22 protein-coding genes, 2 tRNA genes and 1 other RNA gene are annotated in these 16,178 nt (G+C 45.2%); 18 read left to right on the top strand and 7 right to left on the bottom strand.

The window, feature by feature from the left end:
• The first annotated feature begins 2 nt into the window (after window positions 1-2).
• The 4 genes from ACRC53_RS00215 to ACRC53_RS00230 are packed head-to-tail and all read left to right on the top strand — an operon-like array spanning window position 3 to window position 3,179.
• Window positions 3-911, top strand: coding sequence for a baseplate assembly protein (locus ACRC53_RS00215; RefSeq protein WP_438641579.1), 909 nt, complete (start codon window positions 3-5; stop codon window positions 909-911).
• Window positions 904-1,521 carry a phage tail protein I gene (locus ACRC53_RS00220; RefSeq protein WP_438641580.1) on the top strand — a complete coding sequence of 206 codons (618 nt, stop codon included), beginning with the start codon at window positions 904-906 and terminating at the stop codon, window positions 1,519-1,521. Before ACRC53_RS00215 ends, ACRC53_RS00220 begins: the two co-directional genes overlap by 8 nt.
• The gene (locus ACRC53_RS00225; RefSeq protein ID WP_438641581.1) at window positions 1,511-2,767 is read left to right on the top strand and encodes a phage tail protein; all 1,257 of its coding nucleotides are present in this window, start codon (window positions 1,511-1,513) and stop codon (window positions 2,765-2,767) included. The genes ACRC53_RS00220 and ACRC53_RS00225 overlap by 11 nt, the downstream gene beginning before the upstream one ends.
• A 1-nt stretch (window position 2,768) precedes the next feature.
• Window positions 2,769-3,179 carry a tail fiber assembly protein gene (locus ACRC53_RS00230; protein ID WP_438641582.1) on the top strand — a complete coding sequence of 137 codons (411 nt, stop codon included), beginning with the start codon at window positions 2,769-2,771 and terminating at the stop codon, window positions 3,177-3,179.
• On the opposite strand, the gene ACRC53_RS00235 is transcribed toward ACRC53_RS00230, so the two are convergent.
• Together ACRC53_RS00235 and ACRC53_RS00240 are read right to left on the bottom strand one after the other, a co-directional pair.
• A complete protein-coding gene (locus ACRC53_RS00235) occupies window positions 3,151-3,747 on the bottom strand; it encodes a tail fiber assembly protein (RefSeq protein ID WP_438641583.1) in 597 nt (198 codons plus the stop codon). The two genes, ACRC53_RS00230 and ACRC53_RS00235, sit on opposite strands and share 29 nt — an antisense overlap.
• Window positions 3,747-4,292 carry a phage tail protein gene (locus ACRC53_RS00240; RefSeq protein WP_438641584.1) on the bottom strand — a complete coding sequence of 182 codons (546 nt, stop codon included), beginning with the start codon at window positions 4,290-4,292 and terminating at the stop codon, window positions 3,747-3,749. The genes ACRC53_RS00235 and ACRC53_RS00240 overlap by 1 nt, the downstream gene beginning before the upstream one ends.
• Before the next feature lie 162 nt (window positions 4,293-4,454).
• Between ACRC53_RS00240 and ACRC53_RS00245 the strand changes: the two genes are divergently transcribed.
• The 12 genes from ACRC53_RS00245 (at window position 4,455) to ACRC53_RS00300 (ending at window position 12,992) form a co-directional block, all read left to right on the top strand.
• The gene (locus tag ACRC53_RS00245) at window positions 4,455-4,808 is read left to right on the top strand and encodes a hypothetical protein (RefSeq protein WP_438641585.1); all 354 of its coding nucleotides are present in this window, start codon (window positions 4,455-4,457) and stop codon (window positions 4,806-4,808) included.
• Between the two features lie 89 nt (window positions 4,809-4,897).
• Entirely contained in the window at window positions 4,898-5,191 is a 294-nt protein-coding gene (locus tag ACRC53_RS00250) for an AcrF10 family anti-CRISPR protein (RefSeq protein ID WP_438641586.1), read from the top strand.
• Window positions 5,192-5,235: 44 nt separating this feature from the next.
• On the top strand, window positions 5,236-5,598 hold the full coding sequence (locus tag ACRC53_RS00255; RefSeq protein WP_438641587.1) for an Aca2/YdiL-like domain-containing protein: 363 nt from the start codon (window positions 5,236-5,238) through the stop codon (window positions 5,596-5,598).
• Window positions 5,579-6,094: a hypothetical protein gene (locus ACRC53_RS00260; RefSeq protein WP_438641588.1), complete on the top strand. Its 516-nt coding sequence runs from the start codon at window positions 5,579-5,581 to the stop codon at window positions 6,092-6,094. The genes ACRC53_RS00255 and ACRC53_RS00260 overlap by 20 nt, the downstream gene beginning before the upstream one ends.
• Before the next feature lie 171 nt (window positions 6,095-6,265).
• On the top strand, window positions 6,266-7,438 hold the full coding sequence (locus ACRC53_RS00265; protein WP_438641589.1) for a phage tail sheath protein: 1,173 nt from the start codon (window positions 6,266-6,268) through the stop codon (window positions 7,436-7,438).
• Between the two features lie 12 nt (window positions 7,439-7,450).
• Window positions 7,451-7,966 carry a phage major tail tube protein gene (locus tag ACRC53_RS00270; protein ID WP_438641590.1) on the top strand — a complete coding sequence of 172 codons (516 nt, stop codon included), beginning with the start codon at window positions 7,451-7,453 and terminating at the stop codon, window positions 7,964-7,966.
• Between the two features lie 57 nt (window positions 7,967-8,023).
• Window positions 8,024-8,374 (top strand): phage tail assembly protein, encoded by a 351-nt coding sequence (locus ACRC53_RS00275; RefSeq protein ID WP_438641591.1) that lies wholly within the window; start codon window positions 8,024-8,026, stop codon window positions 8,372-8,374.
• Complete coding sequence (locus ACRC53_RS00280) at window positions 8,374-8,508, top strand: GpE family phage tail protein (RefSeq protein ID WP_438621716.1); 135 nt, start codon at window positions 8,374-8,376, stop codon at window positions 8,506-8,508. Before ACRC53_RS00275 ends, ACRC53_RS00280 begins: the two co-directional genes overlap by 1 nt.
• Window positions 8,501-11,179 carry a phage tail tape measure protein gene (locus ACRC53_RS00285; RefSeq protein ID WP_438641592.1) on the top strand — a complete coding sequence of 893 codons (2,679 nt, stop codon included), beginning with the start codon at window positions 8,501-8,503 and terminating at the stop codon, window positions 11,177-11,179. The genes ACRC53_RS00280 and ACRC53_RS00285 overlap by 8 nt, the downstream gene beginning before the upstream one ends.
• Window positions 11,180-11,181: 2 nt before the next feature.
• Window positions 11,182-11,625, top strand: coding sequence for a phage tail protein (locus ACRC53_RS00290; RefSeq protein WP_438641593.1), 444 nt, complete (start codon window positions 11,182-11,184; stop codon window positions 11,623-11,625).
• The gene (locus tag ACRC53_RS00295) at window positions 11,622-12,707 is read left to right on the top strand and encodes a phage late control D family protein (RefSeq protein WP_438641594.1); all 1,086 of its coding nucleotides are present in this window, start codon (window positions 11,622-11,624) and stop codon (window positions 12,705-12,707) included. Before ACRC53_RS00290 ends, ACRC53_RS00295 begins: the two co-directional genes overlap by 4 nt.
• A gap of 66 nt (window positions 12,708-12,773) precedes the next feature.
• Window positions 12,774-12,992, top strand: a complete 219-nt coding sequence (locus ACRC53_RS00300; RefSeq protein WP_438641595.1) for an ogr/Delta-like zinc finger family protein — start codon at window positions 12,774-12,776, stop codon at window positions 12,990-12,992.
• Window positions 12,993-13,013: 21 nt separating this feature from the next.
• On the opposite strand, the gene ACRC53_RS00305 is transcribed toward ACRC53_RS00300, so the two are convergent.
• The 3 genes from ACRC53_RS00305 to smpB all read right to left on the bottom strand — a co-directional run bounded on the left by ACRC53_RS00305 (window position 13,014) and on the right by smpB (window position 14,551).
• Window positions 13,014-13,496, bottom strand: coding sequence for a hypothetical protein (locus ACRC53_RS00305; protein WP_438641596.1), 483 nt, complete (start codon window positions 13,494-13,496; stop codon window positions 13,014-13,016).
• 124 nt (window positions 13,497-13,620) lie between these two features.
• Window positions 13,621-13,984: a transfer-messenger RNA gene (gene ssrA, locus ACRC53_RS00310) on the bottom strand.
• 81 nt (window positions 13,985-14,065) lie between these two features.
• A complete protein-coding gene (gene smpB, locus ACRC53_RS00315) occupies window positions 14,066-14,551 on the bottom strand; it encodes an SsrA-binding protein SmpB (RefSeq protein WP_438621722.1) in 486 nt (161 codons plus the stop codon).
• A 146-nt stretch (window positions 14,552-14,697) separates the two neighbouring features.
• Here smpB and ACRC53_RS00320 point away from each other — a divergent pair, with 146 nt between their 5' ends.
• Together ACRC53_RS00320 and ACRC53_RS00325 are read left to right on the top strand one after the other, a co-directional pair.
• Window positions 14,698-15,132, top strand: a complete 435-nt coding sequence (locus tag ACRC53_RS00320) for a type II toxin-antitoxin system RatA family toxin (RefSeq protein ID WP_438621723.1) — start codon at window positions 14,698-14,700, stop codon at window positions 15,130-15,132.
• Window positions 15,125-15,415, top strand: a complete 291-nt coding sequence (locus tag ACRC53_RS00325) for an RnfH family protein (protein ID WP_438641597.1) — start codon at window positions 15,125-15,127, stop codon at window positions 15,413-15,415. Before ACRC53_RS00320 ends, ACRC53_RS00325 begins: the two co-directional genes overlap by 8 nt.
• A 547-nt stretch (window positions 15,416-15,962) precedes the next feature.
• On the opposite strand, the gene ACRC53_RS00330 is transcribed toward ACRC53_RS00325, so the two are convergent.
• A tRNA-Trp gene (locus ACRC53_RS00330) sits at window positions 15,963-16,038 on the bottom strand.
• A gap of 7 nt (window positions 16,039-16,045) precedes the next feature.
• A tRNA-Asp gene (locus ACRC53_RS00335) sits at window positions 16,046-16,122 on the bottom strand.
• Window positions 16,123-16,178 lie beyond the last annotated feature (56 nt).

The following is a 16,178-nucleotide window of genomic DNA, read 5'->3' on the forward strand; positions in this document are numbered from 1 at the left end:
TCATGGCTGTAGTTGATTTATCACAGTTACCCATTCCCAATGTCGTTGAAATAATTGATTTTGAAGTGCTGCTTGACGAGCGCAAACGCACGTTGATATTGCTGTATCCCGCCAATGAGCAGGATGCCGTACGCCGAACATTGCAGCTCGAATCCGAACCTATCGTTAAACTACTGCAAGAAAATGCATACCGTGAAATGTTGCTACGCCAGCGCGTCAATGAAGCGGCCCAAGCCGTGATGGTAGCCTATGCCATCGACAGCGATCTTGATCAACTGGCTGCCAACAACAATGTCAGCCGGTTAGAAATCACCCCCGCAGACAATACCGCTGTTCCGCCAATCCCAGCAGTAATGGAAGATAACTCCGCGTTACGTGCCAGAGTGCCGGCTGCCTTTGAGGGGTTATCCGTCGCAGGCCCAACAGCAGCGTATGAGTTTCATGCACTGAGTGCAGATGGGCGTGTTGCTGATGCCAGTGCTATCAGCCCATCCCCCGCATCAGTCACTGTCACCGTGCTGGCTCGCGTAGGAAATGGTGCAGCCGATGCACAACTACTAGCTATCGTTGATGCCGCGTTAAATGATGAGAGAGTCAGACCCGTTGCTGATCGTGTCACCGTGCAATCAGCCAATATCGTGCAGTACAAAACCATTGCCGCGTTATATGTCTATCCAGGGCCAGAAGCTGAACCCATTCTGGCCGCCGCAAAAGAACGCCTGCAAAACTATATCAGCGCCCAGCGCAGACTCGGGCGTGATATCCGATTATCTGCATTGTACGCCGCGCTGCATGTCGAAGGCGTTCAGCGGGTTGCGCTGACTGAACCTACAAAAGATATGGTGCTGGATAAAACACAGGCCGCATATTGCACAGAGTGGGCAGTGACATTGGGTGGCACTGATGAGTGAACCTAGTTTACTGCCCTCCGGCTCTTCAGCATTAGAGCGGCGACTTGCAACAACATGCAAAGGCATTAGCGATCTGCACGTACCGCTGCGCGACCTGTGGAATCCGAATACCTGCCCATTGAAATTTCTGCCCTATCTAGCGTGGTCATTCTCGGTTGACCGCTGGGATGAAAACTGGACAGAAGCAGTAAAGCGGCAAGTTGTCCGTGATGCGTTTTATATCCACAAATACAAAGGCACGATCAGCGCAGTTCGCCGCGTTGTCGAGCCGTTCGGTTATCTCATCCGCGTACTTGAGTGGTGGAAAACCAACGACCCCGCAGGAACATTCCGATTAGACATCGGCGTACAAGAAAGTGGTATCACCGAAGAAACGTACCACGAATTAGAGCGGCTGATTGCTGATGCAAAACCCTGTAGCCGCCACATGCTCAGCATGTCAATTCAACTGCAAGTTCAGGGCACGGCCACCGTGGGCGCTGCCTGTTATGTCGGCGACACGTTAACCATTTACCCCTATTTACCCGAAAGCATCAGTGTTGGCGGCGACATTTGTACCGCCAGTGCCGTGCACTTAATCGACACACTGGAGATCTTCTATGGCAGCTAAGTATTTTGCCATCCTCACAAACTTGGGTGCAGCAAAGCTCGCAAACGCAACCGCATTGGGTACACAACTGGAAATTACCCACATGGCAGTCGGTGATGGCGGCGGTAGTCTGCCCATTCCTGACCCCGCACAAACCGCACTAAAAGGTGAGCGTCGCCGTGCTGCAATTAACTTGCTCACAGTCGACCCTCTCAACCAAAACCAAATCATTACCGAACAGGTGATCCCTGAAACGGTCGGCGGTTGGTGGATACGTGAAGCGGGTCTATTTGATAAAGACGGCACACTGGTTGCCATTGCAAACTGCCCAGAAACCTACAAACCGCAACTGCAAGAGGGCAGCGGCAGAACACAGGTTGTCAGAGTTATCTTGATTGTTAGCAATGCAGAATCAGTTTCACTAAAAATTGACCCATCTGTGGTGCTCGCAACACGTAAATACGTTGATGACAACATCATTGAAGTGAAAGCCTATGCCGACAATCTGTTAGCTGCGCATATCAACGGCGATCCGCATACGCAATATGCGCCTAAAGCCTCGCCCACGTTCACTGGTACACCGGTAGCACCAACCCCAGTAAAAGCAGACAACACCACAAAACTGGCGACCACCGCATTTGTAAAAACGGTAACTGCTGATTACGCGCCGTTAAATAGCCCAGCACTCACCGGAAAACCAACCACCCCCACCCCTGCCGCATCAGCAAATGATACCTCTATTGCCAATGCAGCATTTGTAAAATCAGCGATTGCTGCGTTGGTTGGTTCATCACCAGAAGCATTGGATACGTTAAATGAATTAGCGACCGCATTAGGTAATGATCCGAACTTCTCAACAACGATGATTAATGCACTCGCGGGGAAGCTATCGAAAGACCAGAACGGGGCAGATATTCCAGACAAAGAACGCTTTCTACAAAACCTTCATCTGCGAGAGGCCGCTAATGGAACGAGTTCATTAATCAGAATTCCCGCATTTATAAATGGGGCGAAAGGTGAGTATGTTATTCAAATACAACAATTAGTAAGTTCTACTACCAGTGGTTTAATTGTTTTCCCAGAAGCCTTTAATAATAAATGCATGATTATTTTACCTGTAGATTATGCAGCAGCAGCAGCTGATAACTCTAATGTGAGATTTAACATTCCAACACGTACACAATGCGAATGGATGGGGCAAACGTTATCAACACCATCATTACCAGTGTCACCATCCACATGGGCATATATAGCAATAGGATTTTAATATGAAATATTTCACATCTGAGCCGATAGGATTGTATAACGCAGAAAATAATGAGATTCCAGAAAAAGCAATAGCTATCACTGATGAGTTATACACTCAATTAATCAATGGTCAGGCTAATGGAAAATTTATTCAGGCCAATAGTAATTGTGAACCAATTCTGGTTGATGAATTAAAACTATCACATCAGCAATATATAGAGTTAGCGGAGATTAAAAAATCACGCTTAATTCAATATGCAATGAGCGCAATCAGTTTTCTGCAGACTAAATTACAATTAAATAGAATTACTGATGATGAGAAAAATCAGTTAAATTTATGGATTGATTATATAGATGCTATTAATGCAGTAGATACATCAACAGCACCTGATATCAAATGGCCTACTCCTCCGGACGAACTGGCCAAGTAATGTTTGGGGCAGCATTGGTATCTACAGCCTGTACTGCCTCAATATATTTCATCCACTCAATGAGTTTTTGTTTGTTACTGTCAGATATCATGCCTAGCTGTAGTTGCGTTTGCCAGATACTGATTGTCTGCTGTGCAATGGACAGAAGTTTTATTTTTTCTGCCTCAGCATTTGCGACCTCAGCGGTATGAACTGCATCAATATCTGTGACCCACTGTGTGTCGTCCCAGTAATCGTGCGGCGTTTTAGGTTTTAGAGGTGTGGTGTTATCTGGGTAAGCCCCCGGCATTGTAATTTCAATTGGCTTACCGGTTTCTGTACTGTAAACAACTTCACCGCGATGATCTGGTAAATATTCCCAGCCTGAGTTATTAACTTTACGACAAACAGCAAAGCCTAGTTTCGGGGGAAGAGGATTGTCCAATGCAGAGTACGCCGGAATGCCAACTCCGACATGTAAATACTCTCGATTGCTACAAACATACTCATATGTTACTGCATCATAGTTGAATACGGTTACAGTTCCAGCAGATATAGCTAGCCCTTGCTCATCAAAAATCAGAGACATTATGATGCCCTCACTATCATTAAAAATGCGGTACTATCTGGATGAACTCGAGCTCCAGTACCGCCGTCCATGTTAGTAACGTAATGACTATCTCTGATTATCCCTAATATCCCATTGTTCGGGCCATTAAGAGTTCCCATGTTATCAGTTGCAACGATTCCATCACCGCCATGGTCATTACCAACTCCGAACCAATTCCACGCTTCAGATGTCCATGCTTCGACAGTGCGTAATCCATGTCTGTGAGCAGGAATAGAACCATTGCGGTGACTGAGTAATTGACGGCCAGCGTCAACACCTCGCCCATCATCCCATCCGATTATGTAATCACCACGTATGTCACTGAGGCGCAAATTTGGTAAAACTTTTGCTAGTTTTGGATATTGCTCTGCACTAAATGCAGCCCCATTCCATTTTAAAAATGTGATGCCATATTTTGATGGCGGTAACTCAGCAAGTGGCCAAGGGAACGGAATTCCGACCGGAACAGCTATATCGATAATATCTATAACTAACTGTTTGATTTGAACGTTTTGTAGAAACAACGCTTTATCGAGAAGATCTGCGCAAGAGGAATTTAACTATCAACAAAGATATTTTTTTATCAGTTGTTACGTGAAAACGCTTGCAATCGGTCGCAATAGCGACCATAATATATTCAACGGTTCGGCATCGGGTCGAACCAACTCAATAAAGTGAGATGAAAAATGACTAAATCAGAAATCTTCAAAGCGGCACACGAAATGGCTCGCGGTACAGTTAAGTGTGTCGGTAACTACGCGGTAGCAATCAAGCTGGCTATGACTGCGATTTATCACGAACTAAAAAATGGTAAAGGTCATCCAGCTCCGCCTGACCGCGCAAACCGATTTGCACCGCGCACTTACCTCCCAGTAACTTTCTCTGCAAATAAAGTTGCTCAATACATCAAAGAAAATAGCCGTGTTGTTCGCGTATTCACTACGCTGGCTGAATATAATGAGGCTTTTGCAGCAGGAAAGGTTGGAAAAAATTGGCTGGATGGGAACATCGATGGTTTCGTGGCTTACGAATATTTTTAATTAACTCTTGCAATCGGTCGCAATAGCGACCATAATATATTCAACGGTTCGGAACTGGTTCGAACCGACTCAAGAAAGTGAGAAATATCATGAATGCATTCCGCATTGAAAACGTTCGCATCGAAACTATCACTGATTTTGACATGGTGAAGTTTGATCTTGTGACAGACATTGGTCATGTTGAGCTAGCTGAACATGTCAATTATGACTCTGATGGTGACTTTAAATCCGTGGAGTCAACTGATAGCAATATTCGTTGCAATCTTGAGTCTGAGCTGTGCTCAGTATTCGATATGAGTGGCAAGCCCTCACTAATGCCTTGCATCGACTACGTTCCGTTTTTTGAAATCATCCAGGCAGTTGAGAGTTTGTTAGAAGCATAATTATTAAGTGGGGCTTAATGCCCCATTTTTTATGGAGTGAAATTATGGGAAACAACGAATTAAAGCAACTTAGACGCTTGCTATTTATAGATGTAAGTGAAGCTGCTGAGTTTATTGGAGAGTGTGAACCGCGCACGTGGCAGCGATGGGAAAAAGGCGATCGTTCCGTACCAAATGATGTGGCTGACAAAATGCAAATGCTGGCATTGACGCGAATAGAACGTCTGCAGGTAGAGTTTGATAGTGATGATGTAAATTATCGCTACTTTGAAACGTATGAGGAGTACAAAGACGCCGGAGGTTCTGGTAATGAGCTGATGTGGCGGCTAGCTCAGTCTATTTCAGCTGTCTTGCTGTGCGAGAGAGAAGCAGACAAATGGCGTGATAATGAAACAATCAATGAATGAAAAATATAAGAAAGCATATTTAGATGGTTCGCGTCAATTACCAATTGAGCTATTAAGAAATCTACACTGTGTTGACATGGAAACAATACAAGCTTGGATAGATGAAAAATCAGTTGAGCACCCTGATTTTTCAGCAATATATGAGCTATACATGCTAATGAATCGTCTAGACATTCCAGTGCCACGTAGTTTATTGAGATTAATTCTTAAGTCTATTTCTAGAGTAACAGATGCTATAGATAAGTTATCAGTAAATCCTGTAACTAATGAACAAATTTCAAAACAGAAAAGAATTAGAGTTAGAAAATCAATATATTTTTATAAAGGTGAGCCAGTTTTTTTAAGAGAAATTGAAAGCAAACTAAATCTGAATATTTCAAGACAAACTATTTTGGCTAGAATTAGAGAGGCAGGTATAACCACCGGTAATTCAATAGACAATATTGATTTTTCAAAAAGAAAGAATTGTGGCAGGAAAAGAAAGTTAAGTGAGTGAAAACTTGCTGACTGTGATCTTTAAAGTTACCAAATTAACGTTTTGTACGTTTTGTAGAAACGCTATTTCAGCATGTCAGTTCATTGTGTCATTCACCGCACAATACGAACCAAATGCACGTCACGCGATATCCTTTCACCATAGCGGAACACCTTAATTGGAGAACCGCAAATGGCCCAAGATTACCACCACGGTGTGCGTGTCGAAGAAATTAACGAAGGCACGCGCACCATCACCACCGTCAGTACCGCCATTATCGGCATGGTCTGCACAGGTGATGACGCAGATAAAACTGCATTCCCGCTCAACACCCCCGTACTGATCACAGACGTACTCACCGCCATCGGCAAAGCCGGAAAAACCGGAACACTGGCCAGCTCACTGGATGCCATCGCAGACCAGTGCAAACCCGTCACCGTTGTTGTGCGCGTAGAACAAGGCGAAACCGAAGCCGAAACCACCACCAACATCATCGGCAGCGTCACAGCCGAAGGCAAAAAGACAGGCATGAAAGCCCTGCTTGCTGCTCAAGCACAGCTTGGCGTTAAACCCCGCATTCTAGGCGTGCCGGGTCACGACACACTCGCTGTCACCACAGAACTGGTCGCAATCGCACAGCAACTCCGCGCATTTGTCTATGCCAACGCCAACGGCTGTAAAACCATTGAAGACGTGATCGCATACCGCGAAAACTTCAGTCAGCGTGAACTGATGATCATCTGGCCCGACTTTATTAGTTGGGATACCGTCACCAATGCCAACACTACCGCATTTGCTACTGCCCGCGCCCTCGGCTTACGCGCCAAAATTGACCAAGAAACAGGCTGGCACAAATCACTGTCAAACGTCGGCGTAAATGGCGTGACAGGTTTATCCGCTGACGTGTTCTGGGATCTACAAGACCCAGCAACAGACGCAGGCCTTCTCAACGAAAACCAAATCACCACCCTGATCCGCAAAGACGGTTTTCGCTTCTGGGGTTCACGCTGCTGCTCTGATGACCCACTATTCGCCTTTGAATGCTACACCCGCACAGCACAAGTGCTAGCCGACACCATGGCCGAAGCCCATATGTGGGCAATTGATAAAAGCCTCACCCCATCACTGGCCCGAGACATCATCGAAGGTATCAACGCCAAGCTGCGTGAAATGGTTTCAGGCGGGTACTTACTCGGTGGTCGTTGCTGGCTAAATCCTGATGCCAACACCAAAGAAACAATAAAAGCAGGAAAGCTAACACTCGATTATGACTACACCCCCGTGCCGCCATTAGAAAACCTGATGCTGCGCCAACGCATTACAGATACCTACCTGATGGATTTCGCATCACAGGTTAAAGGCTAAGAGGAACAATAAATGGCATTACCACGCAAGTTCAAATACCTCAACCTGTTCAACGCCGGTAACAACTGGATGGGCATTGTTGAGTCATTCACCCTGCCAAAACTCACCCGCAAATTTGAAAAATACCGTGGTGGTGGCATGAACGGCGCAACAGACATTGATCTGGGTCTGGATGACGGCGCACTCGAATGTGAATTTACCCTCGGCGGTACAGAAGCCCTCGTGTTCAAACAATGGGGTGCAGCAAAAGCCAACGCCGTGCAACTGCGCTTTACCGGCTCAATTCAGCGTGATGACACCGCAGAAGTACAAGCCGTTGAAGTTGTCGTTCTGGGTCGTCACAAAGAAATTGACGGCGGTGATACCAAACAAGGCGACAGCTCAACCACCAAAATCAGCTTTTCACCCACCTACTACAAACTCACCATTAACGGTGAAGAACTGATCGAAATCGACACCATCAACATGATTGAGCGTGCCAACGGTGTTGATTTACTCGAAGCACACCGCAGCGCCATCGGCCTATAACCCTAACCTATTTATGCGCAGTCACTGCTGCGCATCACCAAAACAACAGGATTAAACATGACTCAGCCGACAACACCACAAAACGACAACATCACAATGGATATTGCCTCCGGTGAAATCACTGAAAAAACCGTCACACTCGAAACCCCGATCCAACGTGGTAACACCACCATCACACAAATTGTAGTGCGTAAACCAAAATCAGGCGCACTGCGTGGCTGCCGCTTGCAAGCACTCATGGAAATGGATGTCGACAACCTCACGCTAGTGCTACCACGCGTAACCACCCCATCCCTGACTCGTGCAGAAGTCATGACACTCGACCCCGCCGATTTAATGACGTTAAGCGCGGAGGTGGTCTTTTTTTTGCTGCCGAATCGGGTGAAATCAGATATCCAGACAGCCTAATGGTGGAAGACTTGGTGGCAGACATCGCCACCATCTTTCACTGGTCACCCGATGTCACCAACGATATGTCATTGCCTGAATTACTAGAGTGGCGGCACAAAGCCATTTTGCGCAGCGGAGCGAATAATGAGTGATAGAAATTTACGGTTACAAGTCGTGCTCAACGCTGTCGACAAAATAACCCGCCCATTGAAACTGGCCCAATCCAGCGTTAAGTCGCTGGCTTCGGTCGTGAAAGAAAGTAAAAACCAACTCAAACAACTCAATGACCAAAGCAAACTCATTGATGCATTTCGAGATACCAGCGCCAAAGCTGCAGTCACTGCGCAGAACTTAAAAAAAGCCAAAGAGGAAGCCTCTGCCCTCGCCATACAGTTTAAGCAAACAGCCAACCCAACAGCCCAGCAAGCCAAGCTGTTGCAACACGCAAAAGACCGTGCCAATGATTTACAGCAAGCCTATAACGGCCTGCGCATCTCGGTGCAAAAACAGCGGGAAGGTTTATCTAATGCCGGAATCAACACACGCAAACTCAATGATGCACAAAAGCAACTAAAAGAACGCGTCACCTCCTCCACGTCTGCCCTCGAACGACAAGAAGACCAACTAAAGCGAACGGGAGAAATGCAGCGGAAGATGTCGGCAATAAAATCCCAATATAGAAAAACACTAGAAGTACGGGATCGTATTGCGGGTGCCGGTGCATCATCAATGGGTGCAGGTATTGCAGTCGGTATGCCAGCGTTCAATGCAGTAAAAAGTAACAGTGCAATTGAAGACTCAATGAAAGGTGTAGCTAAACAAGTTAATGGCCTGCTCAATGATAAAGGCGGTCGAACTACAAAATATTATGAAATGCGAGAAGGAATTCAGCGGTTAAGTGAAATTCTACCCATGCAAAATGGTGCAATGGATATCGCATCACTGGTGGAAGGTGGTGCTCGTATGGGCGTCACTAAAGACAGTGACCCATGGGAAAAACAGAAAAAAGACCTTCTGAGCTTTGCTGCCGTCTCAGCCAAAGCATCAAAAGCATTTGAAATGCCAGCAGACCAGTTGGCCGAAGACCTCGGAAAAATCGCATTCCTCTACAAAATTCCCATTAAAAACATCGAGGACTTAGGCGATACGCTCAACTACTTAGATGACAACGCTCAGTCTAAAGGTGCGGACATTATCAATGTCATGCAGCGCATGGGCGATGTTGCCGACAAAATGGACTACAAACAAGCGGCAGCACTAGGCTCTACTTTCTTATCACTTGGTGCAGCACCTGAAGTAGCAGCAACGGCGAGCAAAGCAATGATGCGTCAGCTAGGTATCGCATCACAACAAAGTAAGAGTTTTAAAGAGGGAATAAAATCACTTGGTCTAGATGCTGTAAAGCTAGAAAAAGGCATTGCCTATAATGCGGTTGATACCATCAAAGATGTATTAGGGAGAATCAAAGGGCTATCAAAAGAAAGACAACTAGGGGTAATGACTCAAATATTTGGTAAAGAGTTCGGTGATGATGCACAAAAACTGGCGCTGAACATTGATGAATTTATCCGTCAGTTAGACTTAACACAGAAAGCTGGCGCAAAAGGCTCTATGCAACGTGAGTCAGATATAGACAAAGACTCACTATCGTCACAAACCCGCCTGCTAAAAACAGGTATTGAAAACACCTCTTCTTCTCTAGGGGAATCTCTGCGTATCCCATTGCTCGAAGTTATTGAGTTGGCTAAACGAGCAACAGGATCATTTCGGCAATTCATTGATGAAAACCCACGGCTGGCCACAACGTTGGTAAAAACGGCAGCAGCAATATCAGTACTATTAACAGGTTTTGGTGCAATGGCTATAGCAGTCGCCGCAGCATTTGGCCCTATGGCAATAATGCGGATGGCATTCGCTATGATAGGTATAAAGTTGCCAGGGATCATCAGTATGCTCGGTGGGTTAGCGAAGGGTATTCAGTTTATCGGCACAGCGATAATGTGGTTAGGCCGCGTTATGTTGGCTAACCCTATACTGGGGGTGCTGACTGCCATTGCAATTGCAGCCGTTTACATCTGGCAGAATTGGGAAACGTTAGGCCCTAAGATAAAAGCACTCTGGGCAAGTATCACTCAGTGGACACATCAAACATGGAACGCAATTACACAACTAATTTCAACCAAGTGGACTGAAATTGTAGCAGGAGCAAAGGCATTGCCTGCTCAATTTGTAGAGGCTGGGCGGGGAATGATTGACAGTCTATTGTCAGGGATTAATGAAAAGTGGGAAACACTGAAAGCAAAGTTAGCGTCACTCTCTAGCTATCTACCAGATTGGATGAAATCAAATCCCACAATTCCTGCCGCTGCTACCGCTCAAGCCATACCAAAAAGTACGGCGAAAAAGTCAGGCTTTGCTGGGCTATTCGACTCCGGTGGCTATATCCCATCCGGTAAATTTGGCATTGCCGGTGAATATGGTCCAGAGTTTGTGAATGGCCCTGCGCGGATAACCAGCCGAAAACAAACTGCAATCATGGCTGCCGTTGCATCTCTCGGTCTCAGTGCCGCAGTGCCTGCGGCTACCGCACCACTGCACCCATTTAGCTTGCCTGCAGCTGAATACAAAACACAGTCAGCAGCACCAGCCGCTCAACGCAATGCTCCGATAGTCAGTGCCGGAAAAACAGAAATTCACATTCATGCAGCGCCAAATCAGTCACCGCAAGACATTGCACGCATTGTTATGCAGGCGATGGACGAGCGTGATCGTAAACAGCAAGCCCGTGCGCGTCGGCAGTTCAGTGATCGAGAGGTGTTTTAATTATGATGCTGTCACTCGGGCTATTCGTCTTCATGCTAAAAACTGTGCCATACCAAGAATTACAGTTACAAAAAGCATGGCGACATCCAACCAATGGGCGAATTGGCCTCCGCCCATCTTCCCAGTTTTTAGGGCCAGACAATGACACTATCACCCTAACAGGCACGCTGTTCCCCGCACTCACCGGTGGCCGTTTCTCTATGCTGACGTTAGAGCAAATGGCCGACACAGGTAAAGCATGGTCGTTGCTTGATGGCGCTGGAACAATCTACGGAATGTTTTTAATTGATAGCATCAGCCAGACAAAAAAAGTGTTTTTTAGAGATGGTTCAGCGCGGCAAATTGAGTTCACAATCGTATTAAAACAGGCCGATGCATCACTGTCAGACATGTACGGAAATCTAACCGAACAGCTAACACAAATAGCGGGGGGCGTTACACTATGATCGGGCAAAACTGGCTGTATGACTCCAACACCCCCGCATACCGCTTAACGCTAGCTGGAAAAGACATAACAACCAACATAGAAAGCCGTCTGATATCACTAACACTCACAGATAACAGAGGCTTTGAAGCCGACATGCTAGACATAGAGCTAGACGATGCAGACGGCATGCTAGAACTACCCAACCGTGGAGTCAGTATCACCCTTGCCCTTGGGTGGAAGGGTCAAGCACTCACACCAAAGGGCAGCTTTACAGTAGATGCAGTTGAACACTCAGGCGCACCAGACAAGCTAATAATACGCGCCAGTAGTGCAGACTTTCGAGATACATTAAATCTAAAACGTGATGCCTCTTATCACAATATAAAGCTAGGCGATATTGTCACCACCATCGCCAAACGCAACAAACTCGATGTTGCACTAGATAGCATCATGGCCGAGATACACATCACCCACATTGATCAAACCAACGAATCAGATGGCAGCTTTTTAACCCGTCTGGCAAAACAGGAAGGGGCTATAGCATCAGTTAAAGGTGGTAAGCTGCTTTTTATACGCCAAGGCCAAGGGCAAACAGCCAGCGGAAAACCACTCCAAACGCTGATGCTCACCCGCAAAAAAGGGGATACACACCGGTTTAGTATTGCTGACAGAGATGCGTATACCGGTGTTATTGCCCACTGGCTCAACACCCGTGATCCGCAAAAAAAAGAGCAGGTAAAAGTAAAACGTAAGGCCAGCTCAAAACCAAAAAAAACAACTGAAAAACAAGGCGATTACCTAGTAGGCACAGAAGACAATGTATTAGTGCTGGGCCATACCTATGCAAGCAAAGAGAACGCGGCACGAGCTGCAAAAAATGCGTGGCAGAAGTTACAGCGCGGAGTCGCAACACTCAGCATTCAACTAGCACAGGGGCGTGCAGATATTTACCCAGAAATGCCCGTCATCACTGCAGGGTTTAAAACACAAATTGATACAGCAAAGTGGTTACTCACAACCGTAGCGCACTCAGTCACTGATAGCGGGTACACAAACGCATTAGAGCTAGAAGTCATGATTGATGATTTAGGTATGGAGTAAAGCTACCTCATTTGGGAATTATGAGATAACATAAAACCCAAATGAGATTATATTGGAGAGATAGCTATGATGAATTGCCCTAAATGTGGGCATGTGGCTCACACAAGAAGTAGCTTTCAAGTAACAGAGAGTACGAAGGAACGTTACTGCCAATGCCAGAGCGTTCATTGTGGTAGTACTTTTGTCACTCATGAAACCGTAGTACGTTTCATCGTTACACCTGTATTAGTTAATAATGTGCCACCACACCCAACCCAGAGTGGCCAAGGTCACATGAACTTTTAAGCTAGGAAATCTTAAATGGTTTTATTCATCTGGAATCTCGCCAGTATCAATAAAGTGAATAAAGCCAAGTTCATTAATGATTATGACTCCATTCATTCTGGCGGCTGTCACTTTTGATGGCCCTGCGTTGTACCCACAACAAAGCATTTGAAGGTTCTGGGTTACAGAGCTTCTTATAGTCAAACCTCGTGCAATACCGATTCCTATCAGCCTATCTTTATCTGCTTTTTTAAAGCCAGTAAAACAAACATCAAATGTTTTCGGTTTAGACTCGGATTTTTTTATAAGATGAGAATAGTTTTCAGGATGGAATTTATTACATTCTTGAGTGGCTTGCTCTGATGAGCTGTATTGCTTGAGCACGCGGTCATTGCGGAAGGTTTTTATACTATGTGTTTTTTTACATATGCCCTGTGTATAGCTTTCACTGTGACTGACATTTTCTATCGAATGGGCAGCAATACACCCCTGTGCGTTAATGTAAACAAAGTGCATATCATCCATGTAGCAGCCCCAATGAGTGATTTAAGTATGTAGTAGGCGGCATTTACAGCTTGCTGCCTGTCGCCAATTTGCCGCCACTTATATAACAAAAGGGTTACGTTTTCACGTAACCCTTTGTTTTATTTGGTGGAGCTGGCGGGAGTTGAACCCGCGTCCGAAATTACTACACCGTCGGTACTACATGCTTAGTCTAGTCTTTACATTCACCGAGCAGCTGCGGACAGACACGCCACTGAACGACTATCCTGATTAAATTTAACGCTTCCGCCCCAGGCAAGACTTCCACGCGATCTCGTTTTGGTTTGACCTCTCTTGATCCCGGTCCTACGAGAGGAGGCTAGGGAGAGAGGGCTCTAAGCAGGTTATTAAGCTGCTAGTGCGTAGTTTTCGTCGTTTGCGACTATGTTTTGCGGCTTTTTTACGAGGCCTACCGCACCTCGGCATGCACCTTGGGTTTCGCCAATCCCGTCGAATCCAAAATCAGCCCCAAGTTTTACAGAACCAGTATACCAGAGAAATCACTACTCGCATCAACTATTATTGGCTAAATTCAGGCATTTAATCATCAATTAGCGGCCAGCATGTTTCATAATTCGCTCTTTTGCCACCTTCCATTCACGATCTTTAATATCTGCACGTTTGTCATGCAGCTTTTTACCTTTTGCTAGGCCAATCTTCACCTTAACCCATGGCCCTTTCCAATACAGGCTTAATGCCATCACAGTATAACCCTCTCGGTTTACACTGCCATACAGGGTATCGAGCTCACGTTGTTTGAGTAATAACTTACGCGTACGTGTCGGATCACAGACAACATGGCTCGATGCAACAGATAATGGATTAAACGTTGCACCAAACAGATAAGCCTCACCATCTTTTAACAGCACATAACTTTCACTAATATTCGCTTTTCCGGATCGCAGAGACTTTACTTCCCATCCCTGCAAAGACAAACCCGCTTCTACTTCATTTTCGATAAAGAACTCATGGCGAGCACGTTTATTTAGTGCAATAGTCGCTGAACCTGCTTTCTTGTTCGCATTTTTCTTTGTCATTCGCGCACCCTAAATCTTTATGTGCCTAAGGCATTATCATCTATCTGTATTCTACCGCCTTTTAAGGGAAATGAGCCATCTCTGCCTTTAGGAGTGTGAAATTGAGTGTTATGATCAGGCCGTTTTTAGTGTTATGAGGTACTACCATGCCACAGATCAGTCGATCTGCGCTCGTTCCATTCAGTGCTGAGCAGATGTACACACTGGTCAATGACGTGGCTGCATATCCCCACTTCTTACCGGGATGTACAGGCAGCCGCATTTTGTCACAAGAGCAAAACAGTATGACAGCTGCCGTTGATGTTTCAAAAGTAGGGATCAGCAAAACATTTATTACAAAAAACACCCTATTGATCAACCAACGTATTCAAATGAATCTTGTAGACGGCCCATTTCGTAAATTAACCGGAGGCTGGCACTTTACCCCGCTCGGTGAACAAGCGTGTAAAGTAGAACTGCATCTTGATTTCGAGTTTACCAGTACGTTGATTGAAATGGCATTCGGGCGTGTATTTAAAGAACTGGCCAGTAATATGGTGCAATCATTTACGCTAAGAGCAAAAGAGGTCTACAGTGGCTGATATTCAAGTTGAAGTTGTTTATGCTCTGCCTCACAAACAACGCGTGTTATCTGTGACCGTATCTGCCATAACTACACTTGAAGAGATTATTTTACGCTCTGGCATTTTACAATTATGCCCAGATATTGATTTACGTAAAAATCGTATCGGCATTTACAGTCGAATGGCCAAATTATCTGACCACGCCAGTGATGGTGATCGTATAGAGATCTACCGCCCGCTGTTAGCTGATCCCAAGGAAATGCGTAGACAACGAGCAGAACAAGTCAAAGATAAAAAATAAATCGTACCCTAAAATAATCTGCATCACTTTTAATAACTAACAAAACAAATAATTTACAGTATGATTCGCTCTCTTTACTTAACCTGCTTTTTTTATTTGTTTTGTTACTTAAACCAATCACACCTCATCTCAAATACCGACCTACATATATCATTGTATAAACAAATATCCTAGCAAAGGCTACATATCACACTAACATTCAAGGAATGAAATCTACATTATTCTTGGATACTGATTTTTTACGATAAGAGAATAGAGAATAGAGAATAGAGAATAGAGAATAGAGAATAGAGAATAGAGAATAGAGAATAGAGAATAGAGAATAGAGAATAGAGAATAGAGAATAGAGAATAGAGAATAGAGAATAGAGAATAGAGAATAGAGACGCAGTAATTTGATAAGAACTATTAAAAAAGAAAATAGCTAAAACACCGAATGCTTTACCTATTTAACTCTATATTTATTGATAATTAAAAATAAAAACATATTCTATTTGAGTTAAAGGCTAAATGCAAAAAATCCAGCATCTCTGCTGGATTTTTTGTTTTGGCAGGGGCGGAGAGACTCGAACTCCCAACATTCGGTTTTGGAGACCGACGCTCTACCAATTGAACTACGCCCCTAAATCAGTGGCGGTGTGGACGGGACTCGAACCCGCGACCCCCGGCGTGACAGGCCGGTATTCTAACCAACTGAACTACCACACCACCGATTCTGTTGCTCACCCGCTTGCGCAGATGACTAAATTTGATGCCTGGCAGTT

The sequence above is a fragment of the Plesiomonas sp. genome, assembly GCF_051652165.1.
In the GTDB taxonomy this organism is placed as follows: domain Bacteria; phylum Pseudomonadota; class Gammaproteobacteria; order Enterobacterales; family CAMTGL01; genus Plesiomonas.